Source organism: Pseudomonas persica, from assembly GCF_900291015.1.
Classification (GTDB): domain Bacteria; phylum Pseudomonadota; class Gammaproteobacteria; order Pseudomonadales; family Pseudomonadaceae; genus Aquipseudomonas.
In genome coordinates, this window is sequence record NZ_OLKL01000010.1 from 144,094 (window position 1) to 168,485 (window position 24,392).

Consider the following 24,392-nt stretch of genomic DNA (forward strand, 5'->3'; position numbering starts at 1 on the left):
GAATGGGGGAAGGCGACATGCGCAAGCCGTGTCGCCGCAGGCGCAAGCCTGCAAACCGCTCGCTCGGGCCGTTCTTGAAAGGACTCACTGCCATAACAAAAAAAGTACATGGAGTAGCGTCGATGAAATCTGCAAACCTGTTCTGGCGCCGGGCCAAGTTGCCCCTGGCCGTCAGCCTTGCTTCCACGCTCGCAAGTCCTGCTTTCGCTGTCAGTTTCAACATTGGTGAAATCGAAGGCCAGTTCGACTCGTCGCTCTCCGTCGGTGCCAGCTGGTCGACGGCCAACCCCAACAAGAACCTGATCGGGGTGAATAACGGCGGCAAGGGCCTGTCGCAGACCTCCGACGATGGCCACCTGAACTTCAAGAAGGGCGAAACCTTCTCCAAGATCTTCAAGGGCATCCATGACCTGGAGCTCAAGTACGGCGACACCGGCGTGTTCGTGCGTGGCAAGTACTGGTATGACTTCGAACTGAAGGACGAAGGCCGCGAGTTCAAGGACATCAGCGACTCCAACCGCAAGGAAGGCGCCAAATCGTCCGGTGCCGAGTTGCTCGACGCCTTTGTCTACCACAACTACTCCATCGGCGATCAGCCGGGCTCGGTGCGCCTGGGCAAGCAGGTGGTGAGCTGGGGTGAAAGTACCTTCATCGGTGGCGGCATCAACTCGATCAACCCGATCGACGTGTCGGCATTCCGCCGCCCCGGGGCCGAGATCAAGGAAGGCCTGATTCCGGTCAACATGTTCTACGTGTCGCAGAGCCTGACCGACAACCTGTCGGCCGAGGCCTTCTACCAGATCGAGTGGGACCAGACGGTTGTCGACAACTGCGGTACCTTCTTCTCCCAGCCGGACATTATTGCCGATGGCTGTACCGATAACCTGCGCGTGCTCAACAGCAGCCGGGCACTGTCGCCCCAGGCGCTTGCCGGCCTGTCGGCTTTTGGCGTGGACGTCAACAGTGAGGGCGTCAAGGTACGCCGAGGTGCCGACCGTGATGCCCGTGACAGCGGCCAGTTCGGGGTGGCGTTCCGTTACATGTTCGAGCCGCTGGATACCGAGTTCGGCGCCTATTTCATGAACTACCACAGCCGGGCACCGATCTTCAGTGCTACCGGGGCGCCGCAGGGACTGTTCAACCTGGTGAACAACCCACTCGCGTCACCTGCGGTGCGTGCGCTGGCGCCGTTGATCATCGCGGGCAACTCCGAGTACTTCGTCGAGTATCCGGAAGACATTCGCCTGTATGGCCTTAGCTTCTCCACCACCTTGCCCACCGGCACCGCCTGGAGCGGCGAGCTCAGCTACCGCCCCAACGCTCCGGTGCAGCTCAACACTACGGACATTCTGTTTGCAGGGGTAACGCCGATCGATCGAGCACCTTTCAATAATGCCTCGGTGCTGGCCGGCACGCCCGGGCAGGACCTGCATGGCTACCGACGCAAAGAAATTACCCAATTCCAGACCACCTTCACCCACTTCTTCGATCAGGTCATGGGGGCCAGCCGCCTCACCGTGGTCGGTGAAGTCGGTGTCACCCATGTGGGCGGGCTGGAAAGCACCAGCAAGGCGCGTTACGGGCGTGATCCGGTCTACGGCCCTGGTCCGCTGCAGAACGGTACCTGCGCCATTCTCAACGGCAGCACCATCATAGGCTCGGGGCTTGGTTCGTCGACCGCCAACCTGACCCGCAACTGCGAAAACGACGGCTTCACCACTAGCACCTCGTGGGGCTACCGCGCCCGTGCCATCTGGGACTACAACGACGTGTTCGCCGGGGTCAACCTGAAACCCAGCGTGGCCTGGTCGCATGACGTCTCTGGCTACTCGCCTGGCCCTGGCGCCAACTTCGAGGAAGGCCGCAAGGCTGTCAGCCTGGGCCTGGATGCCGAGTACCAGAACACCTACACGGCAAGCCTGTCGTACACCAACTTCTTCGATGGCAAGTACACCACCGTGGACGACCGCGACTTTGTCGCGCTCAGCTTCGGCGTGAACTTCTAAGCATACAGATCCAGGACGACACGACATGAACAAGACCAGAAGTCTGCTGCAAGCCGGTGTGCTGGGCCTGTCCCTGCTGGCGACCAGCGTCATGGCTGCGGTATCCGCCGACGAGGCGGCCAAGCTGGGCAGTACCCTGACCCCGATGGGCGCGGAAAAGGCCGGCAACGCCGATGGCTCGATCGGCCCGTGGGAGCCGCTGTCGAAGAGCGCGGGCAGCGCTGACGGCAAGGGCTTCCTGTCCGACCCGTACGGCAGTGAAAAACCGCTGTTCACCATCACGGCGCAGAACGCCGACCAGTACAAGGACAAACTCTCGCCGGGCCAGCTGGCCATGCTCAAGCGCTACCCGGACACCTTCAAGATCCCGGTATTCAAGACCCATCGCGGTTCCACGGTGCCGGCCGACGTGTTCGCCGCCATCAAGGCAAACGCCACCAAGACCACGCTGGTGGAGGGCGGCAACGGCTTGAACAATTTCAGCACTGCCGTGCCGTTCCCGATCCCGCAAAGCGGCCTGGAGGTGGTCTGGAACCATATCACCCGCTACCGCGGCGGCAGCGTCAGCCGCTTGGTGACCCAGGCCACGCCGCAGCAGAACGGCTCGTTCAACCCCGTGTACTTCTCTGACCAGTTCGTCTTCCGCGAAAGGATGAAGGATTACGACCCGAACAACCCGGGCAACATCCTGTTCTACTTCAAGCAGGAAGTGACCGCGCCTGCGCGCCTGGCCGGTACCGTGCTGCTGGTGCACGAAACCCTCGACCAGGTGAAGGAGCCGCGCAAGGCGTGGATCTACAACGCCGGCCAGCGCCGCGTGCGCCAGGCACCGCAAGTGTCGTACGACGGCCCGGGTACCGCCGCCGACGGTTTGCGCACCTCGGACAACCTGGACATGTTCAACGGTGCGCCAGACCGCTATGACTGGAAGCTGGAAGGCAAGAAGGAGCTGTACATCGCCTCCAACGCCTTCAAGCTCGACGACCCCAAGCTCAAGTACACCGACATCATCAAGGCCGGACACATCAACCAGGACCTGGCCCGTTACGAGCTGCGCCGCGTCTGGCACGTGGTCGCGACCCTGAAGCCGGGCCAGCGGCACATCTACGCCAAGCGTGACTTCTACATCGACGAAGATACCTGGCAGGCTGCGGTGATCGACCAGTACGACGGCCGTGGCCAGCTGTGGCGCGTGTCCGAGGCGCATGCCCAGCCGTACTACAACGTGGAGGTGCCGTGGTATACCCTGGAGACTATCTACGACCTGCAGTCGGGCCGTTACCTGGCCCTGGGCATGAAGAACGAAGAGAAGCGCGCCTACGACTTCGGCTTCAGCGCCAGCAAGGCGGACTTCCAGCCAGCGGCACTGCGTCAGTCGGGTATTCGCTAAATATCGCGCAACCCCGGAGCGCCCCGGCTTGTCCGGGGCGTTTCATTTTCCTGTACCGGCCTCTTCGCGGGTGAACCCGCTCCCACAGGGATTGCACAGGTTTCAAGTCCAGTGCAGTACCTGTGGGAGCGGGTTCACCCGCGAAGAGGCCGGTACGGCAATAAAGCTGGTGAATACCTCAGCAAACCCCCGCCCCAGCCGCTGTCCATCAGCCATGTTGCTTTTTGTCGCAGTCTTTTCCTGGGCAATTGCTCCCATCATCTTCAAATGCGCAGCGTTACCCGCTAGTCTCGCTAGCATCCATACCGCCGTAGTCTTCCAACCAGAACGAGCCGGCCATGACAGATCTGTCCCGTACGCATGGATTTACCAGCCAGGCCCTGGGCCTGCTGGACGGGCGTTTCTTCCGGCCGCCCTTGCCGGACGGCCATGTGCCGCGCCTGCGCCTGTGCCAGCGGCTGCAGGCCGGCCTTGGCGGGCGACTGTTGCTGGTCAATGCCCCCGCAGGGTTCGGCAAAAGCTCCCTGGCCATTGAATTTTGCGAAGCGCTGCCCGAACACTGGCGTAGCCTGTGGCTGGGGCTGAGCCAACGGGATGCCGACCCTGGCCGCTTCCTCGAACGCCTGCTCGAAGGCCTGCAGCAGTACTGCCCGGCACTGGGCGGTCAGGCCATGGGCCTGCTGAAAATGCGCCAGCGCCACCAGCCGTTCGCCTTCGAGGAATGGCTCGACGGCCTGCTCGACGAACTGGCGCTGTACCTGCAAGCCGATACGCCCTTGTTGCTGGTGCTGGACGACTATCATCTGGCCCAGGGGCCAGTGCTCGACCGTTGCCTGCAGTTCTTCCTCAACCACCTGCCCCCCGGGCTGCTGCTGCTGGTCACCAGCCGCCAGCGCCCGGACTGGCACCTGGCGCGCCTGCGCCTGTCGCGGCAGCTGGTCGAACTCAACGAACAGGACTTGCGCCTGACCGCCGAAGAGTCGCTGGCGGTGATCGGTCGCCAGCCCACCGGCCTGCGTGGCCAGGCCCTGGACAATCTGATCCAGCGCAGCGACGGCTGGGTGGCCGGGTTGCGCTTCTGGCAACTGGCGGCCAGCGAGTCCGCTGACGAGCATTCCTTGCCCCAGGCCTTGCATGGCGGCGAGGGCCTGATCCGCGACTATCTGCTGGAAGAAGTCATCGACATGCTGCCCGCCGATGTGCAGGCCTTTCTGTACGACACGGCCTGCCAGGAACGTTTCTGCGCCCCGCTGTGCGATGCCGTGCGTGGCCGCCACGACAGTGCCGCGATCCTGCGTTTCCTGCAGGCGCATCAGGTGTTCCTGGTGCCGCTGGACGAGCATGGTCACTGGTTCCGCTATCACCACCTGTTCTCCGACCTGTTGCGCAGCCGCCAGGCCAGCGAGCCGCTCGCGGGCCTGCAGTTGCGTGCCTGCCGCTGGTTCGAAAGCCAGGGCCTGCTGGACGAAGCGGTGGAGCAGGCGCTGCGTGCCGGGTATCTGGATGTCGCCGCCGACCTGGTGCAGAGCCTGTCCGAGGAGCAACTGCTGGCTGAACAGAACGTCGGCATGTTGCTGCGCTGGAAGATGGACCTGCCTGACAGCTTGCTGATCAGCACGCCACGGCTGATCGTGCTGTACAGCTGGGCGTTGGGCCTGGCGTGCCAGCTGGACGCGGCCGAGGAGCTGGCGGGTTACCTCAGCCGCTTCCTGCCCGCACCTTCGGCGACCGCGCAAAAGTCCATGCTGGCCCAGTGGCTGGCGCTGAGTGGCGTGATCGCCCGTGGCCGTGGCGACCGCGAGCGCACCCTGGCCTATTGCGGCGAAGCGCTGCAGAGCCTGCCGGGCAAGCGTTATGGCCAACGCCTGGTGTGCCTGTCGACGTTGTCCAACCTGGCGATTGCCGATGGCGATTTCTGGCGGGCCCGGGGCTGGAACCGCGAGGCCCTGGAACTGGCCCAGCGTGTCGGCAACCCATTGTTCGAGGCCCTGGCCCATTACGACCGGGCGCGGGTGCTGCATGCCCGTGGCGAGGTGTTGCGCGCGCTGGACGAAGTGCGCCAGGGGCTGCAGCGCCTGCAAGGGCTGTCGGCACAGCGCCTGTATGCCGTGCGCGCCCGCCTGACGCTTTACGAAGGCTACCTGCTGGTCTCGCGCCTGCAGCCGGCCCAAGGCCGTGCCCGCCTGCGTGCGGGGCTGGGCGAGGCGCGGGCCTGTCGCGATATCAGTGTGCTCATCGGCCACTGCGTGATCGCTACGCTCGATGGCAGGGAAGGGCACTTTGCCGAAGCCTTCGCCGAACTGGCCGAGGCCGAGCGGTTAATGCACATCTGGGATGTGCCGCCGGTCTACTACCTGGCCATGATCACCCTGGTCAAATGCGAGTTGTGGTTGGCCCAGGGGCGCATCGACCTGGCCGAGTCCTGGCTGCTGCGCCTGGGTCAGACCTATGGCGGCGAGCAACCGGCGGCAGCCCCGGAGTTCCACCCGTTGCTGCCGTTGCACATCGCCTTGCAGCAGGCGTTGCTCGAGCGTATCCAGTCGCGTAGCGGCGACGCGGCGCAACGCCTGGCCGGTCTGGTCGAGCACGGCCAGGCCAGCGGCTGCATGATGCTCACCGTCAGCGCCCTGTGCCAGTGGCTTGCCTTGCTGCTGGGCGAAGGCCGGGAAGAGCAGGCTGCCCAGTTGTTGCCAAGGTTGCTGGAGGCAGCCCATGGCGGCGTGTTGCAACCGTTGCAACCGTTGCTGGAGCAGCACCCGCAGTGGCTTCTTGAACAGCTGCAGGCAGTTGCCGCCTGCCCGGTGCAGGCCGAGCTGCTCAAGCGCCTGCCGCAGATGCCAAGCGCCAGCACCGGCAGCGGCGAAGCCCTGAGTGGCCGCGAGCTGGCCGTGCTCGAGCTGATTGCCCAGGGCTGTTCCAACCAGCAGATCAGCGAGCGGCTGTTCATTTCCCTGCACACGGTGAAAACCCACGCCAGCCATATCAACAGCAAGCTGGGGGTGGAGCGGCGTACCCAGGCGGTGGCCAAGGCCAAAGCCCTGGGGCTGCTGGCTTGATACTGGCCCTGCTGGCCATTGCTCGCTAAAGTAATAGCCCGAGGCCATGCATCGTGGCCGCCAGCGCTCTACCCTCATCTTTCCCGACCAGCTGCCGATACAGCGATCGGTGGCATCGCCTCGCGCGATTTTTCAATTATTCCAAGGCAGGTCGTGTTGATGCTGCAGTACGGGCAAAAGAGCTTTCTGATCGTCGACGACTTTACCGACTTTCGCACGTCGACCCGTTCCATGCTGCGTGAGCTGGGCGTGCGTGACGTGGACACCGCCGACAGCGGCGAGCAGGCGCTGCGCATGTGTGCGCAAAAGCGCTATGACGTCATTCTGCAGGACTTTCACCTGGGCGACGGCAAGAAGAACGGCCAGCAGGTGCTCGAAGACTTGCTCCTCGACAAGCACATCAGCCATGAGTGCATATTCATCATGGTCACGGCCGAGAGCAGCCAGGCCATTGTCCTCAGTGCCATCGAGCACGAGCCTGATGCCTACCTGACCAAGCCGTTCAACCGGGTTGGCCTGGCCCAGCGCGTCGAGAAGCTGTACCAGCGCAAGACCCTGCTCAAGCCGATCCTGCAGGCCCTGGACCGCAATCGCCCGGCCGAAGTGCTGGCGGCCTGCGCCGAGCTGTGCAAGCGCGACCCGCGCCTGGCCCCGCTGTGCCTGCGCTATCGGGCCGATGCCTTGCGCAACCTCAACCGCTTCGAGGAGCTGGAGAAGTTCCTCAAGGCCATCCTGGCCAGCCGCCCGCAACCTTGGGTGTACTCGGCGTTGGGCAGCCTGATGCACAAGCGCGGCCAGAATGCCCAGGCCCAGGGTGTGTACGAGCAGGCGCTCAAGGCCTTCCCGATCATGCCAGGCCTGTACGATGGCATGGCCGAGGTACTGGTGGCCCAAGGCGAAACCAGGCGTGCGCAGAACATGCTTGAAGAAGCCGTGCGCCTGTCGCCGTTGTCGGTGCGCCGACAGTCGACGTTGGGCAAGCTGGCGTTGGAAAACGAAGACTTCGAGAGTGCCTCGAAGGCGTTCCGTCATGCGGTGAACCAGGGTCAGAGCTCACGCTACAAGGATCCCGAGAACAATCTGGGCCTGGTGCAGGCGCTGATGAGCAAGAATGCCGGTTTTGGCCTGGATGCGCGCACCCGGGTCGAGATCAACAGCACGCTCAGCGAAGTGGCCAAGGAAAACCCCGAGGACCAAGGCCTGCAGGTGCGTGCCCGCATGATGAAGGCCGCCAGCCTGCAGCAGGCCGGCGACCCTGAAACGGCTGCCAAGCTGACTGAACAGGCAATCCAGCGCCTGGACAAGATGAACCAGTTCTTTTCGGTCGATTCGGCGTTGACCGTTGCCGCGCAGTTGCAGGCCATGGGGCAGGAAGCCGCCGCCATCGGCGTGCTGAAGAACTGTGTGGAAAGTTATGGCGATGACCCCAAGGTCATGGAGAGGGTCGGCAAGCTGACGGACGACCCCAGCGTGCTCAACGCCATTACCGAAGCGGTCACGCTCAATCGCCAGGGGGTTCGCAGTTACCAGGGCGGGCAGCTCGGCGAGGCGTTGCAACTGTTCCGCAAGGCGCTGGCTTTGCAGCCGAAGAACATCAGCATTGCCCTCAACACTGCCCAGGCGCTGCTGCGCATCGGCGGTGACAGCCCTCAGCCGGCGATCATGCAGGAGTGCCGCGACGCCCTGAGCAGCGTCGCCGGCATCCCCGCCAGCGACAACCGCTACGACCGCTACCGCAAACTGCACATCCGAGTGTTCGGCGCATGAATCAAGACAATCAGGGGCTGGATTTTTCCACGGTGATCGCCTCCACCGTGCACGACCTGAAGAATTCGCTGTCGGCGCTGATCCAGTCCCACAACCAGTGGATGCAGCGCTTGCCCGAGGAACTGCGCGGGGGGGCCGAGCAGGGGGTGATGGAGCATGAGTTTCGTCACCTCAACGGTATGCTGGTGCAGTTGCTGGGGTTGTACAAACTGGGTGTGAACCAGCTGCCGGTGTGCCCGGACTACCACGAACTGGACGACTTCATCGAAGCCCAGCTGGCCGCGCACGAGGAAGTGCTCAAGCACAAGGACATCCTGGCTACCTGGCGCATCGACACCGACAACCCGCTGGGCTTCTTTGACCGCGAACTGGTGGCCTCGGTGATCGCCAACGTCATCACCAACGCCACCCGCTTTGCTGCGCATGCCTTGCTGATCACCATCGAAGAGGCCGACAACCAGCTGGCGATCTGCGTCAACGATGACGGTCCGGGTTATCCACAGCGCATGCTCGAACGCCAGGAAGAATTCATCCAGGGTATCGATTCGAACAGCGGCAGCACTGGCCTGGGGCTGTATTTTGCGGCGCGGATCGCGGCGCTGCATGAAAGCGGCGGGGTACGCGGGCGGATCGAGATCTCCAATGGCGGGGCGCTTGGAGGTGGGTTGTTCAAGTTGTTCTTGCCTTAGGATGTGTGGCGCCTGATCGAGCGCCGTCCGCGTGGTGCTCGATCTCACAGGCGGCAAACCTTTCAAGGCATGAACCTCGTGCACCCACCCCAATTTCCTGTCAGGCTCTCAGCAGAACTCCAGCTTTGCTACCGAGAGCACCATGACCCAAGCCCTGCCTGCGCTCATCCGCGAAACCTTCCCCGTAGGCCCCCTGCAATGCAACTGCACCCTGATCGGCGACCCGCTGACCAGGAAAGCCATCGTCGTCGACCCGGGTGGTGACCCGGACAAGATCCTTGCCCGCCTGCAGGCCCACGGCCTGACACTGGTGAGCATCATCCATACCCACGCGCACTTCGATCACTTCCTCGCCTCGGGCAAGCTCAAGGCGCTGACCGGCGCTACGCTGCACCTGCACAAGGATGACCAGGCGCTGTGGGACAACCTGGAAATGCAGTGCCAGATGTTCGGCGTGCCCTACACCCCGGTACCTGCACCAGACCGCTGGCTGGCCGATGACGAAGAGCTGGCCTGCGGTTGCGGCGTGGCCCTGCATACACCAGGCCACACGCCGGGCTCGATGAGCTTCTGGTTTGCCGACGCCAAGCTGCTGATCGCCGGCGATACCTTGTTCCGCCGTGGCATTGGCCGTACCGATTTGTGGGGTGGCGACCAACGGGCTATCGTGCGTTCCATCAAGGAGCGGCTGTACCGGCTGGACGAGGAGGCCATCGTGGTGACCGGCCACGGGCCTGATACCCGCCTGGGTGATGAAATGCGCGAAAACCCCTTCGTGCGGGCCTGATGGCACATGAAGGCACTTTAATGGAATTTTTCGTTGCCCACGTGTTCCAAGGCTGGCATAGATCCGTTTGTGATCTGTCGCATTCATGAATTCAGTAGGAGCTTGTCCATGTTCACCATGCGTCGTCTGATTATCGTCGCAACTGCCGCTGCCCTGATGACCGGCTGTGCCGGCCAGAACCCTTATGACAGCCAGGGGCAGGCGCAGGGCTCCACGGGGATGAGCAAGACCGCCAAGTACGGCGGCCTGGGCGCGCTGGCCGGGGCTATCGCCGGTGCCGCCATCGACCATAACAACCGTGGCAAGGGTGCACTGATCGGCGCCGCCGCCGTGGGTGCCGCCGCAGCCGGCTATGGCTACTACGCCGACAAGCAGGAAGCCGAGCTGCGCGCGCAGATGGCCAACACCGGTGTGGAAGTGCAGCGCCAGGGTGACCAGATCAAGCTGATCATGCCGGGCAACATCACCTTCGCCACCGACTCTGCCAACATCGCGCCAAGCTTCTACTCGCCGCTGAACAACCTGGCCAGCTCGTTCAAACAGTTCAACCAGAACACCATCGAAGTGGTTGGCTTCACCGACAGCACTGGCAGCCGCCAGCACAACATGGACCTGTCCCAGCGCCGTGCGCAGGCGGTCAGCACTTACCTGACCTCGCAGGGGGTGGACGCCTCGCGTATTACCGTACGTGGCATGGGCCCGGACCAGCCGATCGCCAGCAACGCCGACGCCAATGGCCGCGCGCAGAACCGCCGGGTGGAAGTGAACCTGAAGCCGATTCCGGGTCAGCAGTATGACCAGCAGCAAGGTCAGGTTCAGCAGTATCCCTGATTGATCAGAGTGATCCTGTGGGAGCGGGTTCACCCGCGAACACCGGCGTAGCCGGTGCCAAACACCGTGTCGCATTCTTCGCGGGTGAACCCGCTCCCACTGGGGCTGCAAAGCAGCCCCAGTTTTTAGCCTGCTACGCTGGCCTGAATCGCCGTCAGGGCAATGGTATGCACGATATCGTCAACCTGCGCCCCGCGCGGCAAGTCGTTAACCGGCTTGCGCAACCCTTGCAGCATCGGCCCCAGGCTGACCCCGTCGGTGCTGCGCTGCACCGCCTTGTGGGTCGTGTTGCCGGTATTCAGGTCAGGGAACACGAACACCGTCGCCCGCCCGGCCACCTGGCTGTTCGGCGCCAGCTCCCGTGCAATCGCCGGGTTGGCCGCCGCGTCATACTGCAACGGCCCATCGATCAGCAGCTCCTGCGCCGCGTCCTGTGCCAGGCGGGTTGCTTCGCGCACTTTCCCGACTTCCTCATCGCTGGCCGAATCGCTTGAGTAACTGATCATCGCCACCCGCGGCGCGATGCCGAAGGCCTGCGCCGATTCGGCACTCTGCCGGGCGATTTCGGCCAGTTCGACAGCGCTCGGGTGCGGGTTCATCACGCAGTCGCCGTACACCAGCACCTGCTCGGGGAACAGCATGAAGAACACCGACGACACCAGGCTCGAGCCCGGTGCGGTCTTGATCAGCTGCAGGGCCGGGCGGATGGTGTTGGCGGTGGAATGCACCAGGCCCGAGACCAGGCCGTCCACTTCGTCCAGAGCCAGCATCATGGTGCCGATCACCACCGGGTCTTCCAGTTGCTGCTCGGCCATTGGTGCATTGAGGTTCTTGCTCTTGCGCAGCTTGACCATTGGCTCCACATAGCGCCCGCGAATCAGCTCGGGGTCGAGAATCTCCAGGCCCGGCGGCAAGGTAATGCCCTGGGCGCGGGCCACGGCGTCGACATCCTCGGGCTTGGCCAGTAGCACGCAGCGGGCAATGCCGCGGGCCTGGCAGATGGCCGCAGCCTGGACCAGCAACGGCTCGGCGCCTTCCGGCAGGACGATGCGCTTGTTGGCCTGCTGCGCCCGCTGGATCAGCTGGTAGCGGAACACCGCCGGCGACAGGCGCAGTTCGCGCGGGGTGCCGCAACGCTGGTGCAGCCAGGCGGCGTCGAGGTGGCTGGCGACGAAGTCGGTGATGAATTCGGCGCGCTCGCGGTCGTCCACCGGGATTTCGCGGTTCAGCGAGTTGAGCTGGTTGGCGGTGTCGTACGAGCCGGTACTGACCGACAGGATCGGCAGGCCGGCCTGCAGGGCGCCACGGCACAAGCCAAGAATGCGCGGATCAGGCTTGCCGTCGCTGGTCAGCAGCAGGCCGGCCAGCGGTACGCCGTTGATCGCCGCCAGGCTGACGGCGAGGATGATGTCGTCGCGGTCGCCCGGGGTCACCACCAGGGTACCCGGGGTGAGCAGCGGCACCGTGTTGGCCACGGTGCGCGCGCAGATGATGATCTTGCTCATGCGCCGCTGCTCGTAGTCACCGGCATTGAGCACCTGGGCACCGAGCAGGTCGGCCACGTCGCGGGTGCGCGGGGCGTTCAGTTCGGGCTGGTAGGGGATGCAGCCGAGCAGGCGGAAGTCGTTGCCGCGCAGCAGTGGCGAGTGCTCGCGCAGGCGGGTGGCAAAGTCCGCCATGCTTTCGTCGGTGCGCACTTTGTTGAGGATTACCCCGAGCACTTTCGGGTCGCGTGGGCCGCCGAACAGCTGGGCCTGCAGTTCGACCCGGCCGGACAGTTCACTGAGCACTTCGTTTTCCGGTGCCGATACCAGGATCACCTCGGCATCCAGGCTCTTGGCCAGGTGCAAGTTGACCCGCGCCGCGTAGCTGGCGTGGCGGGTGGGCACCATGCCCTCGACCACCACCACGTCGTTGCCGATGCAGGCTTGCTGGTACAGGCGGATGATTTCTTCGAGCAACTCGTCCAGCTGGCCATCGCCGAGCATGCGCTCGACCTGGGCCAGGCTCAGTGGCACGGGGGGCTTGATACCGTGGGTGCGGGCGACCAGCTCGGTGGAGCGCTCGGGGCCGGTGTCACCCGGGTGGGGCTGGGCGATCGGCTTGAAGAAGCCGACCTTCAGGCCGGCGCGCTCCAGGGTGCGCACCAGGCCCAGGCTGATGGAGGTCAGGCCGACACCGAAGTCGGTCGGCGCAATGAAAAATGTCTGCATGCGTGCTTCTCGAAATAAGCGGTGCAAGAAATTAACGGCCAAGGGTAGCGCTATCGGCCCCTTGTGCGCACCAGCCGCAAGCAAAAGGCTGGCCGATGCGCTGCGTGCGCTGGGCCGGGTCGAGCACCCAGGGGCGTGCCTGCCACGGTGGCTGGTGGCGCAGGTGCTGGGTGTGGCCGCAGGACAGTTCGGCCACCCAGTGGCCCTCTTCGTCCTGGTGGAAGCCGGTGATCCGACTGATGGGCCGTTGCTCGTCCGCAGTGCGTTCGCAATCGGGCGATGGCTTGGTTACACTTGTGCGCTCTACATACTTTTGCAAAAGGTCTTGCCCCATGCTGATCGCCGCCAACAAGGCTGTCTCCATCGACTATACCCTGACCAACGACGCCGGGGAGACCATCGACAGCTCCGCCGGCGGTGCTCCGCTGGTGTACCTGCACGGTGCCGGCAACATCATCCCGGGCCTGGAAAAAGCCCTGGAAGGCAAGCAGGCCGGTGACGAGCTGAACGTTTCCGTCGAGCCGGAAGATGCTTACGGCGAATACCTGGCCGAGCTGGTCAGCACCCTGAACCGCAGCCTGTTCGAAGGCGTCGACGAGCTGGAAGTGGGCATGCAGTTCCACGCCTCGGCACCGGATGGCCAGATGCAGATCGTCACCATCCGCGACATCGACGGCGACGACGTCACTGTTGACGGCAACCACCCGCTGGCCGGTCAGCGCCTGACCTTCCAGGTCAAGGTAGTCAACGTGCGTGACGCCAGCGACGAAGAAATCGCTCACCGCCACATCCACGGTGAAGGTGGTCATCACCACTGATTTTCTGCGCTAAGCTCAGAAAGTCGCCAGGCGCTCGGGCAAGCCGATTTGCCTTCCTACGGGAGGTGGACGGTTTGGACGAGCGCCTTTTTAGTGGGCGGAATTCGTCTGCGCGGCAACCGGGAACCTGAGAGGGGATTCATCATGAGTGCATTTCACGACCTGAAACTGGACGCGTTGAACGGCGGGGAGCTGCCCCTCGCACCGTTCAAGGGCCAAGTGGTGCTGGTGGTCAACGTTGCCTCCAAGTGCGGTCTCACGCCGCAATACAAGGCCCTGGAAAACCTCTACCAGGTTTACAAGGACAAGGGCTTCAACGTGCTTGGCCTGCCGTGCAACCAGTTTGCTGGCCAGGAGCCGGGCAGCGAAAGAGAAATCCGGGAGTTCTGCAGCCTCAACTACGGGGTGAGCTTCCCGCTGGGTGCCAAGCTGGAGGTCAACGGGCCGCAGCGCCACTCGCTGTACCGCCTGCTGGCGGGTGAGGGGGCAGAGTTCCCGGGCGACATTACCTGGAACTTCGAGAAGTTTCTGGTGGGCAAGGATGGCCGGGTGCTGGCGCGTTTCTCGCCGCGCACTGCGCCGGATGATCCGGCTGTGGTGCAGGCTATCGAGAAGGCATTGGTCTGAGTAGTGCCTGGCGAGACATTTTCAGCGCCTGTGAGATCGAGCGCCACCCGCGCGGCGCTCGATCTCACAGGCGCTGCACGTACTGCGTCGAACCCTCACCCGCCCCCCCGCTTTGCCGACAAGCACCATACAAATACTCCTCAAACTGCTCGACAATCGTCGCCCAACCTTGACGGCTGGCATGCTGCCGCGCGTTCAGGCGCACCCGGCGCAACGTTTCCTCTTCTTCCAGCAGCCAGCAGGCAGCGTCGATGAACGCTGCCTGATCCCCCGGCATGGCCAGTGCACCGCTATGGCCATGGCGAAGGTGCTGCGCAGCGGCCGCCTCGTCATACGCGACCACCGCCAACCCCGAGGCCATGGCTTCGAGCACCACATTGCCAAAGGTTTCGGTCAGGCTCGGAAACAGGAACAGGTCACCGCTGGCATAGTGTTCGGCCAGCACCTCGCCACGCTGGGCGCCGCAGAACACCGCATCGGGTACCTGCTGTTCCAGGGCGGCACGCTGCGGGCCGTCACCCACCATGATCAGACGCAGGCGTTTGTGTGGATAAGTTTTCTGCAGGGCCTCCAGGCTTGGGCGCAGCAAACCCAGGTTCTTTTCTGCCGCCAGCCGCCCGACGTGCAGCACGGCGATGTCATCCGGGCCAAGCCCCCAGCTTTCGCGTAATGCAGGGCTGCGCCGGGCTGGGTTGAACAGGCAGGCATCGACTCCCCGGGCCAGCAGTTCCAGGCGTTCGAAGCCGCGGCGTTCAAGCTCCAGGCGCTGGCTGAGGCTGGGTACCAGGGTGATCGCCGTGCGCCGATGGAACCAGCGCAGGTAGTGGGTGAGCAGGCGCGTCAGCGGGCCCAGCCCGTACTGGCCGGAATACTGCGGGAAGTTGGTATGGAAGCCGCTGACCACCGCTACCCCCAGGCGCCGTGCCGCGCGCAGTGCGCTGAGCCCCAGCGGCCCCTCGGTGGCGATGTACAGCACATCCGGGCGCTGCCGGCGCCAGCGGCGCAACAGCTTGTGCATCGACACCTCGCCCCACTGCAAACCCGGATAGCCAGGCAAGGGCCAGCCACGGCACAGCATCAGGTTCGGGTCGTTGTGCACCGGTCCTTCACCGGCCTGGCGCGGGCGCACCACCTCGATCTCATGGCCGCGTTGGCGCAGCCCTTCGCTGAGGCGGCCAAGGGTATTGGCCACGCCGTTGATTTCGGGTGGGAAGGTTTCGCTGACCAGGGTAATGCGTAGGGCGGGTGTATTCATGACAAAAAGTTTCCGCCTGCGGGGTTGCGTCAATGTGACTGCCATATGACGTACAGATGACGCCTGATCGCCGGCGTTTTTCGCTTTGTGAATTTTTCCTTGCGGGGCGCTCAAGAGGGTGCACCGGCAGCCGATGAAGATGCATTCGACTACCTGATGCGCTCCAGGAGAGCGGTGATGTTCAACAACAAGCTCAAGCAAGAAATCCGGCAGCTGCGAGAAGACCTGATGTCCATCGAGCAGGTCAAGAGTAGCCTCGACAGCGAAATGCTGGTGCTGCACCTCGACCCCCAGGGGCGGATCGAGATGGTCAACGGCAACTTCGAGAGCGAGATGCTCTACAGTGCCGAACAATTGCTTGGACGCAACATCGAGGACATCGTCCCTGCCCATGTGAAGACGCTGGATTTCTACCAGCGCATGAAAGGCGCGATCAGCCGCGGTGAACACCTGAATGGTGCATTCCGCCTGCTCCGCGGCAATGGGCAGGAAGCCTGGTTACGGTCGATCCTGCAGCCGGTCAAGAACAGCGAGGGGCGCATCAAGTATTTCACGCTGCACTCCAGCGACCTTACCCGCACCATCGAAACCTCCCGCGAGCACGAAAGCCTGATCAAGGCGCTGATGCGCTCCACCGCCGTGATCGAATTCGCCCTCGATGGCACCATCCTCACCGCCAACGAACGGTTCCTGGCTACCGTCGGCTACCGCCTGGAACAGATCCGTGGCAAGCATCACCGCATGTTCTGCGAGCCGGAGGAGGCCAGCTCGGCTGGTTACCAGGCGTTCTGGGACAAGCTGCGCCGTGGCGAGTACGTTGCCGAGCGCTTCAAGCGTATCGATGCCCATGGCCGGGTGGTCTGGCTGGAGGCTTCGTACAACCCGATCTTCGATGCCCATGACGTGCTGTACAAGGTAGTCAAGTTCGCTACCGTGATTACCGACCAGGTCAACCAGGAGCTGGCGGTGGCCGAGGCGGCGGATGTGGCCTTCAATACCTCGCTGGGCACGGATGCCAGTGCGCGCAAGGCGACCGATGTGGTGACCCAGACCGTCAGCGTGATGCGCGGGCTGGAAGCTTCGATGCAAGAGGCGGCCGACGGCATCCAGGCCCTGGATACCCAGTCGCGGGTGATCGGCTCGATCATCAAGACCATCAGCGACATTGCCGGGCAAACCAACCTGCTGGCGCTTAACGCGGCCATCGAAGCGGCCCGCGCCGGCGAGCAGGGGCGAGGGTTTGCCGTGGTTGCCGATGAAGTGCGCCAGCTGGCCTCGCGCACCAGCACCGCCACCGAGGAAATCGCCCGGGTGGTGCAGCAGAACGAGCAACTGGCCCAGGCGGCGGTGGCGATCATCGACACCAGCAAGCGCCAGGCCGAGCAGGGGCTGGCGCTGGCGGACGAGACGGGGAGCGTGATTGTCGAGATCCAGGACGGGGCAAAGCGGGTGGTGGATGTGGTGGGGCAGTTTTCCAGCCGGTTGGGGCAGTAGCAGTCAACTAATTGGGGCCGCTTTGCGGCCCATCGCCGGCAAGCCAGGCTCCCACAGGTACAGCGTAGCGCGGTCGATGTGGGAGCCTGGCTTGCCGGCGATGGGCTGCAAAGCAGCCCCGGCGATTTGTGAGGCTCACCAGACCGCTATGCTCAGTTCCGCTCCCGAACCCAGAACAAGGTAGCCCCCGCCACCGCCGCCGGCATCATCAGCACGTTCACCAGCGGGATCATCAACGCCAGGTAGGTAATGCCGCCAAAGCCCAGCGACTGCCAGCGCTTCTGGCGCAGCCAGGCGAGCATGTCCTGCCAGCTCATCTTGTTGTTGTCCGCCGGGTAGTCGATGTACTGGATTGCCATCATCCACACCCCGAAGATCAGCCACAGCGGCGCCGCCACCACGTTGACCACCGGAATCAGTGACAGGATGAACAGGGCGATGGCCCGCGGCAGGAAGTAGCCCAGCTTGCGCATTTCACGGCCGAAGGTGCGCGGTACCATGGCCACCAGTTCGCCCCAGCTGAACGCCGGGAAGTTGTCCTGGCCACGCACCACCACCTCGACCTTTTCCGCCAGAAAGCCGTTGAACGGCGCGGCAATGATGTTGGCCACCAGGGTGAAGGTGAAGAACACCATCAGCACCACCAGGGCGACGAACAGCGGCCAGAGAATGTAGGTAAGGAAGCTCAGCCAGCTAGGCAAGCTCGGCATCAGGGCGTCCACCCACAGGCTGAACTGGTGGCCGGCGAAGTAGATCAGGCCGCCGAACAGCAGCAGGTTGACCGCCAGCGGCAACAGCACGAACAACCGCAGGTTGGGGCTCAGCACCAGTTTCAGGCCTTCGCGCAGGTACTGGGGGCCAGAGAGGACAGGGGCTTGCATCGAGAAACTCCGCAGAGAAGGAAAACGCGCTGACCTTACCGAGTTTGCCGCGCCGACGAAAGGCGGGCAGCAGGTGGGAAACGGGCTGTAACAAAAGCAGCAGGGCTTGGCTATCGATGAAATCGCTGAATAGACGATGCCTATGAGGTGGATTGTCGAAGGATATTTCCTTAATCTTTGTGACCTCGCTACAGTGCGCTCAACTTTCCACTTTTCGGGCCTGCGCGTTGTAGCCTTCCCCAAGTGCTGCGTGGGTCCTTTTAATTTTCCAGCTGGCGCAGCCGGTACCTCGATGCCGGCCCCTGCGGCCCGCTCGACAGGAGTTCGACATGTCTGAAGTACGTCATTCGCGCGTCATCATTCTCGGTTCCGGCCCTGCCGGTTACAGCGCCGCGGTATATGCCGCCCGTGCCAACCTCAAGCCGCTGCTGATCACCGGCATGCAGGCCGGCGGCCAGCTGACCACCACCACCGAAGTCGACAACTGGCCGGGCGACCCCCACGGCCTCACCGGCCCGGCCCTGATGCAGCGCATGCAGGAGCACGCCGAGCGTTTCGAAACCGAAATCGTCTTCGACCACATCAACGCCGTCGACCTGGCCAGCAAGCCGTTCACCCTGCAGGGTGACAGCGGCAAGTACACCTGCGACGCGCTGATCATCGCCACTGGCGCCAGCGCCCGCTACCTGGGCCTGCCGTCGGAAGAAACCTTCATGGGCAAGGGTGTTTCGGCCTGCGCCACCTGCGACGGCTTCTTCTACCGCAACAAGCCGGTTGCCGTGGTCGGCGGCGGCAACACTGCCGTGGAAGAGGCGCTGTACCTGGCCAACATCGCCAGCAAGGTGACCCTGGTGCACCGTCGCGATAGCTTCCGCGCCGAGAAGATCCTGGTCGACAAACTGCACGCCCGTGTGGCCGAAGGCAAGATCGAGCTCAAGCTCAACGCCACCCTGGACGAAGTGTTGGGTGACAACATGGGCGTGACCGGTGCGCGCCTGAAGAACAACGACGGCAGCAGCGACGAAATCAAGGTCGACGGCGTGTTCATCGCCATTGGCCACACCCCGAACACCTCGCTGTTCGAAGGCCAGCTGACCCTCAAGGACGGCTACCTGGTGGTCAACGGCGGCCGTGAAGGCAATGCCACCGCCACCAACGTCGAGGGCGTGTTCGCCGCCGGTGACGTGGCCGACCACGTTTACCGCCAGGCCATTACCTCGGCCGGTGCCGGCTGCATGGCGGCGCTGGACGTCGAGCGTTACCTGGACGGTTTGGCCAACGCTTCGTTCTGATCGCCAGCAGGGGGCTGCTTCGCAGCCCTTTCGCCGGCAAGCCAGCTCCCACAGGCCAAGTGTTAGGCCTGAGGGCAGTGCAGTACCTGTGGGAGCTGGCTTGCCAGCGATAGGGCCATCAGCCACCCCACAAAAAAACCGGCTCGATGGCCGGTTTTTTTGTGTCTGCAATCAGCTCACAGGCTCAAGCGCATCGACAGGTCCACTGCCTTCACATCCTTGGTCATGGCTCCAATCGAGATATAGTCCACCCCAGTCTCGGCAATAACCCGCAAGGTCGTCTCGTTGACCCCGCCACTGGCTTCCAGCTTGGCTTTGCCTGCGGTAATGCGTACTGCTTCGCGCATCTCTTCCAGGTTCAGTTCGTCGAGCATGATGATGTCGGCGCCGGCGGCCAGCGCCTGGCGCAGTTCATCCAGGCTTTCCACTTCGATTTCCACCGGCTTGCCCGGCGCAATGCGGTGCGCCGCCGCCACGGCCGCGGCCACGCCGCCGCTGGCGGCGATGTGGTTTTCCTTGATCAGGAAGGCGTCATACAGGCCGATGCGGTGGTTGTCGCAACCGCCGCAAGTCACTGCATACTTCTGCGCCAGGCGCAGGCCCGGCAGGGTCTTGCGAGTGTCCAGCAGGCGCACCTGGGTGCCTTCCACCAGGTCGGCCAGGAAGCGCGCACGGGTGGCGACCCCCGACAGCATCTGCAGGAAGTTCAGCGCACTGCGCTCACCACTGAGCAGCGAACGCGCGGGGCCCTCCAGATGAAACAGCGGCTGGTTGGCCGTGGCGCGCTCGCCATCGGCCACCTGCCAGTGCACGGCCACGCGCGGGTCGAGTTGGCGGAACACGGCATCGACCCAGGCGGTGCCGGCGATCACGCAGTCTTCGCGGGTGATGATGGTCGCCTTGGCCAGGCGCTCGGCCGGGATCAGCTGCGCAGTGATATCGCCACTGCCGATGTCCTCCAACAGCGCGCGGCGCACGTTGGCTTCGATTTCAGCGGTCAGGTCGGCAAGGCGTAGGTTCGGCATGGTCGGCTCCACAAGCTAGATGCCCGCGATTATAGGGCAGGGGGCCAGTGTGTACAGCCGCCTTGGCGATGACCTTTGGTCGGCCGGTGTGAGCAACCGGGGTAAATCAGGGTCACTAGCCAGCCAGTGAATCGGCGCTGGCAGCTGTGCGGATTTTTACCGATAATGGTGACCGGTATTTGGCGTCATGAGTTTGACGATCTTCAGCCCCTTCGGGCGAGACACCCTGCAAGGAGTCCGGGATGCAAAAAGAAGGCAAGGTGGTGCCCTTGGCGGCAGCCATCGACCGAGGCGGGCGTGCGCCTCTGCCTTGCCTTCCGGTATTGCTCCTGCAGGTGCGCGACAAGGCCGCCTTGCAGTTGCGTCAGGGGCTGCAGGACTTGTTCGACAACGCCGACGACACCCTTTTCGAGATGGCCGACAAGGCTTTCGATCGCAGTGACCAGAACCTGTACTTCGAGGCCATGCGCGACCTGCGCCTGAAGCGTAAAAGCATCGAGCGCGGTTTTCTCGACACGTTCTATGATGCCTTTGCCCGTATCGGCCAGATTGACTTGCTGGCGCACCTGGTCGAGCCGGGCAACCTGCGCAGCAAAGCCCAGGTGGAGCGGGCCGCCGCGATCGAAGGCATGGTCGCGCAGGTGCTGTCACGCGACGGCGTTGCCCTGCAGCAACTGGGCCTGCGCTTGCAAGCACTGCTCGACCGCCCCCTGCACGAGCAGCACAACCCGCTGGGGCCTGCGGCACTGTGCGGCTACTTCCTCGACGCTGGGCGCGACCTGGGGGTTGGCCTGAGGGTCAGACTGGTCCTGCTCAAACTGTTCGAGCGCTATGTGCTGCGCGATGCCGACATGATCTATGGCGAAGCCAACCAGCTGCTGGCCGCCGCCGGTGTGCTGCCCGAGTTGCCGCCGGCACCGCGCCGGCGTGCCGAAGACCGGCGCATGAGCGCACGACGTGGGCCGGCGAGCCTGGGGCACGAGTCGGGCGCGGACGCAGCAGGGCAGGTTTTTTTTGCCTCGCTGCAAACATTGCTGGCCCCGCAGCGTGGGCAGTTTGCGCCTCGTTTGCAGGCGGTGGCCGCCGCCCAGCCAATCAGCACCGCCGACCTGCTGCGCCTGCTTTCGCATTTGCAGCACTACGTGCCTGCCACCCACGAGGCCGACGATTTCGAGCTTGGCCAACAGCTTGAACAATTGCTGCTGCGGGTCAGCGTGCGCAGCGGCACCCGCCGGCGCATCGGCGTGGCCGACGAGGACATGATCAACCTGGTTGGCCTGCTGTTCGCCTTTATCCAGAACGACGACAACTTGCCGGCCAGCCTGCGCGCGCTGATCGCGCGTCTGCATATTCCGCTGCTCAAAGTAGCCCTGCTGGACAAGGGGCTGTTCAGTAGGGCCAGCCACCCGGCCCGCAGGCTGCTCAACGAGATCGCCGGCGCGGCCATCGGCTGGGAATGCGGCGGCGGCCTGCGCGACAGCCTGCACCTGCGGGTGGAGCGTATCGTCCAGCGCTTGCTCAACGATTTTGCCGACGACGCCAGCCTGTTCGCCGAACTGCTCGAAGACTTCCTCACTTTCAACCAGGACGAGCGGCGGCGCAACGAGCTGCTCGAACAACGCACCCGCGACGCCGAAGAAGGGCGTGCCCGGGCCCGGCAGGCCAGGCAGCAGGTACAGCACGCGCTCAACCAGCGTCTGCGTGGCCGGGTATTGCCGCAGGCGGTGGTACAGATGCTGGTGCAGGCCTGGAGCCAGGTGCTGCTGCTGGCCTGGCTCAAGCAGGGCGAGGCATCTCAGGCGTGGCGGGATGCCTTGCAGACAATGGACACGCTGCTGGCCAGCATCACCCCGCCACAGGAGCCGCAAGCCTTGCTGCAGCAGGTGCCGGGCCTGCTCAAGGCGCTGCGCGATGGCCTGGCCAGCGTGGCCCTGGACTCGGCAGCGACCCGCGAATTCTTCCTGCAACTGGAGCAGTTGCATCTGCGCGCCTGCGCAGGTAGCGAGGTGCAGCCTGGCAGCGAGGGCCAGCCCCTGAGTGACGTGCTGGTGGCCGAAGACATCGTGCTGACGATTGCCGAAGAACCTGCCTGCGCCCCGTTGCAGTTTGCCGACGACCAGGCTGCGGCAGTGCGCCAGGTACAGCGCCTGCGCATCGGTACCTGGGTCGAGGTACTGGACGAGGACGAACCGCTGCGCTGCAAACTGGTGGCGCGTATCGACAGCAGCGACCGGCTGGTTTTCGCCAACCGTACCGGTATGAAAGCGCGCGAATGGAATGCTGGTAGCCTCGCCCAGGCACTGCACCGGGGTGAGGTGCGGGTGCTGGATGACGGGCTGCTGTTCGAGCGGGCGCTGGAGGCGGTGCTCGACGGGCTGCGGCGGTAGGCGCAACTGTCTGGCGCAAAATCTGCAAGCTGGCACGCTCCCACAGCATTACAATCATTCACATGCACAGCACATTGGCCGCAGGGCATACTGTTACCCTGTTCACGGCGCTTTCAGGATCTGCCCCATGCAATTGGACCGTGCCACTGGCTGGTTCCACGGAATCGGAATCACCCACTGCCCCTCGCCGAACTTCAATGCCCGCGCCGAAGGCGAATCGATTTCCCTGCTGGTGATCCACAACATCAGCCTGCCCCCGGGCTGTTTCGGCACCGGCAAGGTCCAGCAGTTCTTCCAGAACCGCCTGGACCCCGAGGAACACCCGTACTTCGCCAGCATCAACCACCTGACCGTGTCGGCGCACCTGTTCGTCGAGCGTGACGGTGCGGTGACCCAGTTCGTGTCGTTGCTCGACCGCGCCTGGCACGCCGGTGTGTCGTGCTTCGACGGGCGTGAAGGCTGTAACGATTTCTCCATCGGCATCGAGCTGGAAGGTACCGACGACCTGCCCTATACCGATGCCCAGTACGCAGTGCTGGAGCAACTTACCCGGCATATCCGCGACGCCTGGCCGGCCATCGACCTGAGCCGCATCCAGGGCCATAGCGACATTGCCCCGCAGCGCAAGACCGACCCCGGCCCGGCCTTCGACTGGCCACGCTACCGCCAGGCGCTGCAGCACAATGAGGATGAGGCATGAGTTTTCTGGTGTTGTTACTGGCGCTGTGGGTCGAGAAGTTCTCGGCCCTGCGCCATCAGGTGCAGCGTGATGGGTTCTTCCTTGGCGAACTGCTACGCCTGGAGCGCAGCGGCAAGGTGCACCCATGGTGGACGCTGGCCATCCTGGTGTTGGCGCCGGTAGCGCTGCTGGTGTTGCTGTTGCATGTGCTGGACCCGGTGGCGTACGGCTTGCTGGCATTGCCGGTGCACCTGCTGGTGCTGATCTACAGCCTTGGTCGCGGCGATGCCAAGGCATCGCTGGGGCCGTTCCGCGATGCCTGGCGGCGCGGTGATGACCAGGCTGCGCTGCACGTGGCAGAGCGCGACCTGGGGCTGGTGGCCGATGAGCCGCACAGCCTGTTGGTGCGGGTGCAGGGCAACCTGCTGTGGCAGGTGTACCAAGGCTTTTTCGCGGTGATCTTCTGGTACTTCATGCTGGGCCCGGGCGCAGCGCTGGCCTACCGCCTGCTGGCGCTGTGTGGGGAGCACAGCAAGCAGCCGGCGTTGAAGGCCCGCGCCGAGCGGTTGCGGCATATCATGGACTGGCTGCCGGTGCGGGTGCTGGCCTTGAGTTTTGCCCTGGTTGGCAACTTCCTCTCGGTCACCCGGGTGATGCTGCACGAGGTGCTCAACTGGCACATCAGCGCCGCACACCTGGTGGCCCGGGTGGGGCGCATTGCCGATGACATTCCCGAGGAAGAAGACAGCCAGCGCGGGCTGGGGCGGCTGGACAGCCTGTGGGAGCTGCTGCTGCGCTGTGCGGTGCTGTGGTATGCCGGGTTTGCGCTGTGGACGGTGCTTGTCTGAGCTAGTTCATTGGCCTCTTCGCGGGTAAACCCGCTCCCACAGGTACAGAGCTGACCTCAGAGTTGGCGCGCCCCCTGTGGGAGCGGGTTTACCCGCGAAGAGGCCGGCACAGGCAACACAGCTGCTACCAGCCAAACAACTCGCAAGCATTGCGGCTACTGGCCTCAGCCAGCTCCCCGACATCCACCCCCATCACCTGCGCCAGCGCCCCGGCAATCTCTGGCAGGTGCTCCGGGCTGTTCCTCACTCCGGGGTACATGACCGGCGCCATGTCCGGCGCATCGGTCTCCAGCACTACCCTGTCCAGCGGCAACCGCGCCAGGGTCTTGCGCAGCCGCAAGGCCTCC

The 24,392-nt window shown here is 64.0% G+C and carries 18 protein-coding genes and 3 pseudogenes; 15 read left to right on the plus strand and 6 right to left on the minus strand.

Annotated elements, in window-relative coordinates; all coding sequences use genetic code 11:
• Positions 1 to 122: 122 nt before the first annotated feature.
• The 7 genes from FQ664_RS04415 to FQ664_RS04450 all read left to right on the plus strand — a co-directional run bounded on the left by FQ664_RS04415 (position 123) and on the right by FQ664_RS04450 (position 10,526).
• Complete coding sequence (locus FQ664_RS04415; protein WP_144170562.1) at positions 123 to 2,006, plus strand: DUF1302 domain-containing protein; 1,884 nt, start codon at positions 123 to 125, stop codon at positions 2,004 to 2,006.
• A 25-nt stretch (positions 2,007 to 2,031) separates the two neighbouring features.
• Entirely contained in the window at positions 2,032 to 3,396 is a 1,365-nt protein-coding gene (locus FQ664_RS04420; protein WP_144170563.1) for a DUF1329 domain-containing protein, read from the plus strand.
• Positions 3,397 to 3,734: 338 nt separating this feature from the next.
• On the plus strand, positions 3,735 to 6,452 hold the full coding sequence (locus FQ664_RS04430; protein ID WP_144170564.1) for a winged helix-turn-helix domain-containing protein: 2,718 nt from the start codon (positions 3,735 to 3,737) through the stop codon (positions 6,450 to 6,452).
• Between the two features lie 159 nt (positions 6,453 to 6,611).
• Complete coding sequence (locus FQ664_RS04435) at positions 6,612 to 8,219, plus strand: response regulator (RefSeq protein ID WP_144170565.1); 1,608 nt, start codon at positions 6,612 to 6,614, stop codon at positions 8,217 to 8,219.
• Positions 8,216 to 8,908, plus strand: a complete 693-nt coding sequence (locus tag FQ664_RS04440; RefSeq protein WP_144170566.1) for a sensor histidine kinase — start codon at positions 8,216 to 8,218, stop codon at positions 8,906 to 8,908. The genes FQ664_RS04435 and FQ664_RS04440 overlap by 4 nt, the downstream gene beginning before the upstream one ends.
• A gap of 142 nt (positions 8,909 to 9,050) precedes the next feature.
• Positions 9,051 to 9,695: an MBL fold metallo-hydrolase gene (locus tag FQ664_RS04445; protein ID WP_144170567.1), complete on the plus strand. Its 645-nt coding sequence runs from the start codon at positions 9,051 to 9,053 to the stop codon at positions 9,693 to 9,695.
• Between the two features lie 108 nt (positions 9,696 to 9,803).
• Entirely contained in the window at positions 9,804 to 10,526 is a 723-nt protein-coding gene (locus FQ664_RS04450; RefSeq protein WP_144170568.1) for a YiaD family glycine zipper/OmpA-like lipoprotein, read from the plus strand.
• A gap of 125 nt (positions 10,527 to 10,651) precedes the next feature.
• Here FQ664_RS04450 and pta read toward each other — a convergent pair whose 3' ends face one another.
• Together pta and FQ664_RS04460 are read right to left on the minus strand one after the other, a co-directional pair.
• Complete coding sequence (gene pta, locus FQ664_RS04455; protein ID WP_144170569.1) at positions 10,652 to 12,739, minus strand: phosphate acetyltransferase; 2,088 nt, start codon at positions 12,737 to 12,739, stop codon at positions 10,652 to 10,654.
• A 31-nt stretch (positions 12,740 to 12,770) separates the two neighbouring features.
• A complete protein-coding gene (locus FQ664_RS04460) occupies positions 12,771 to 13,073 on the minus strand; it encodes a DUF3565 domain-containing protein (RefSeq protein WP_144170570.1) in 303 nt (100 codons plus the stop codon).
• Between FQ664_RS04460 and FQ664_RS04465 the strand changes: the two genes are divergently transcribed.
• On the plus strand, positions 13,072 to 13,557 hold the full coding sequence (locus FQ664_RS04465) for an FKBP-type peptidyl-prolyl cis-trans isomerase (RefSeq protein ID WP_144170571.1): 486 nt from the start codon (positions 13,072 to 13,074) through the stop codon (positions 13,555 to 13,557). The two genes, FQ664_RS04460 and FQ664_RS04465, sit on opposite strands and share 2 nt — an antisense overlap.
• A 144-nt stretch (positions 13,558 to 13,701) precedes the next feature.
• Entirely contained in the window at positions 13,702 to 14,184 is a 483-nt protein-coding gene (locus FQ664_RS04470; protein WP_144170572.1) for a glutathione peroxidase, read from the plus strand.
• A 64-nt stretch (positions 14,185 to 14,248) separates the two neighbouring features.
• Here the strand turns inward: FQ664_RS04470 and FQ664_RS04475 are convergent, their stop codons facing one another.
• Positions 14,249 to 15,439 (minus strand): glycosyltransferase family 4 protein, encoded by a 1,191-nt coding sequence (locus FQ664_RS04475; RefSeq protein ID WP_144170573.1) that lies wholly within the window; start codon positions 15,437 to 15,439, stop codon positions 14,249 to 14,251.
• Between the two features lie 267 nt (positions 15,440 to 15,706).
• On the opposite strand from FQ664_RS04475, the pseudogene FQ664_RS28180 reads away from it, so the two are divergent.
• Together FQ664_RS28180 and FQ664_RS28185 are read left to right on the plus strand one after the other, a co-directional pair.
• Positions 15,707 to 16,387: pseudogene (locus FQ664_RS28180) on the plus strand (PAS domain-containing protein); the annotation flags it as partial.
• 126 nt (positions 16,388 to 16,513) lie between these two features.
• Positions 16,514 to 16,933 (plus strand): annotated as a pseudogene (locus FQ664_RS28185) (methyl-accepting chemotaxis protein); the annotation flags it as partial.
• Between the two features lie 152 nt (positions 16,934 to 17,085).
• On the opposite strand, the gene cysZ reads toward FQ664_RS28185, so the two are convergent.
• A complete protein-coding gene (cysZ, locus tag FQ664_RS04485) occupies positions 17,086 to 17,814 on the minus strand; it encodes a sulfate transporter CysZ (protein ID WP_144170575.1) in 729 nt (242 codons plus the stop codon).
• A 329-nt stretch (positions 17,815 to 18,143) separates the two neighbouring features.
• Here cysZ and trxB point away from each other — a divergent pair, with 329 nt between their 5' ends.
• Complete coding sequence (trxB, locus tag FQ664_RS04490) at positions 18,144 to 19,106, plus strand: thioredoxin-disulfide reductase (RefSeq protein WP_144170576.1); 963 nt, start codon at positions 18,144 to 18,146, stop codon at positions 19,104 to 19,106.
• 176 nt (positions 19,107 to 19,282) lie between these two features.
• Here trxB and nadC read toward each other — a convergent pair whose 3' ends face one another.
• Positions 19,283 to 20,131 (minus strand): carboxylating nicotinate-nucleotide diphosphorylase, encoded by an 849-nt coding sequence (gene nadC, locus FQ664_RS04495; protein ID WP_046616049.1) that lies wholly within the window; start codon positions 20,129 to 20,131, stop codon positions 19,283 to 19,285.
• 242 nt (positions 20,132 to 20,373) lie between these two features.
• On the opposite strand from nadC, the gene FQ664_RS04500 reads away from it, so the two are divergent.
• From FQ664_RS04500 to ampE, 3 genes are all read left to right on the plus strand, one after another.
• Entirely contained in the window at positions 20,374 to 22,518 is a 2,145-nt protein-coding gene (locus FQ664_RS04500; RefSeq protein WP_144170577.1) for a DUF1631 domain-containing protein, read from the plus strand.
• A 127-nt stretch (positions 22,519 to 22,645) separates the two neighbouring features.
• On the plus strand, positions 22,646 to 23,218 hold the full coding sequence (ampD, locus tag FQ664_RS04505; RefSeq protein ID WP_144170578.1) for a 1,6-anhydro-N-acetylmuramyl-L-alanine amidase AmpD: 573 nt from the start codon (positions 22,646 to 22,648) through the stop codon (positions 23,216 to 23,218).
• The gene (gene ampE, locus FQ664_RS04510; RefSeq protein WP_144170579.1) at positions 23,215 to 24,045 is read left to right on the plus strand and encodes a regulatory signaling modulator protein AmpE; all 831 of its coding nucleotides are present in this window, start codon (positions 23,215 to 23,217) and stop codon (positions 24,043 to 24,045) included. The genes ampD and ampE overlap by 4 nt, the downstream gene beginning before the upstream one ends.
• A gap of 124 nt (positions 24,046 to 24,169) precedes the next feature.
• Here ampE and FQ664_RS04515 read toward each other — a convergent pair.
• Positions 24,170 to 24,391, minus strand: a pseudogene (locus FQ664_RS04515) (TatD family hydrolase); the annotation flags it as partial.
• Position 24,392 lies beyond the last annotated feature (1 nt).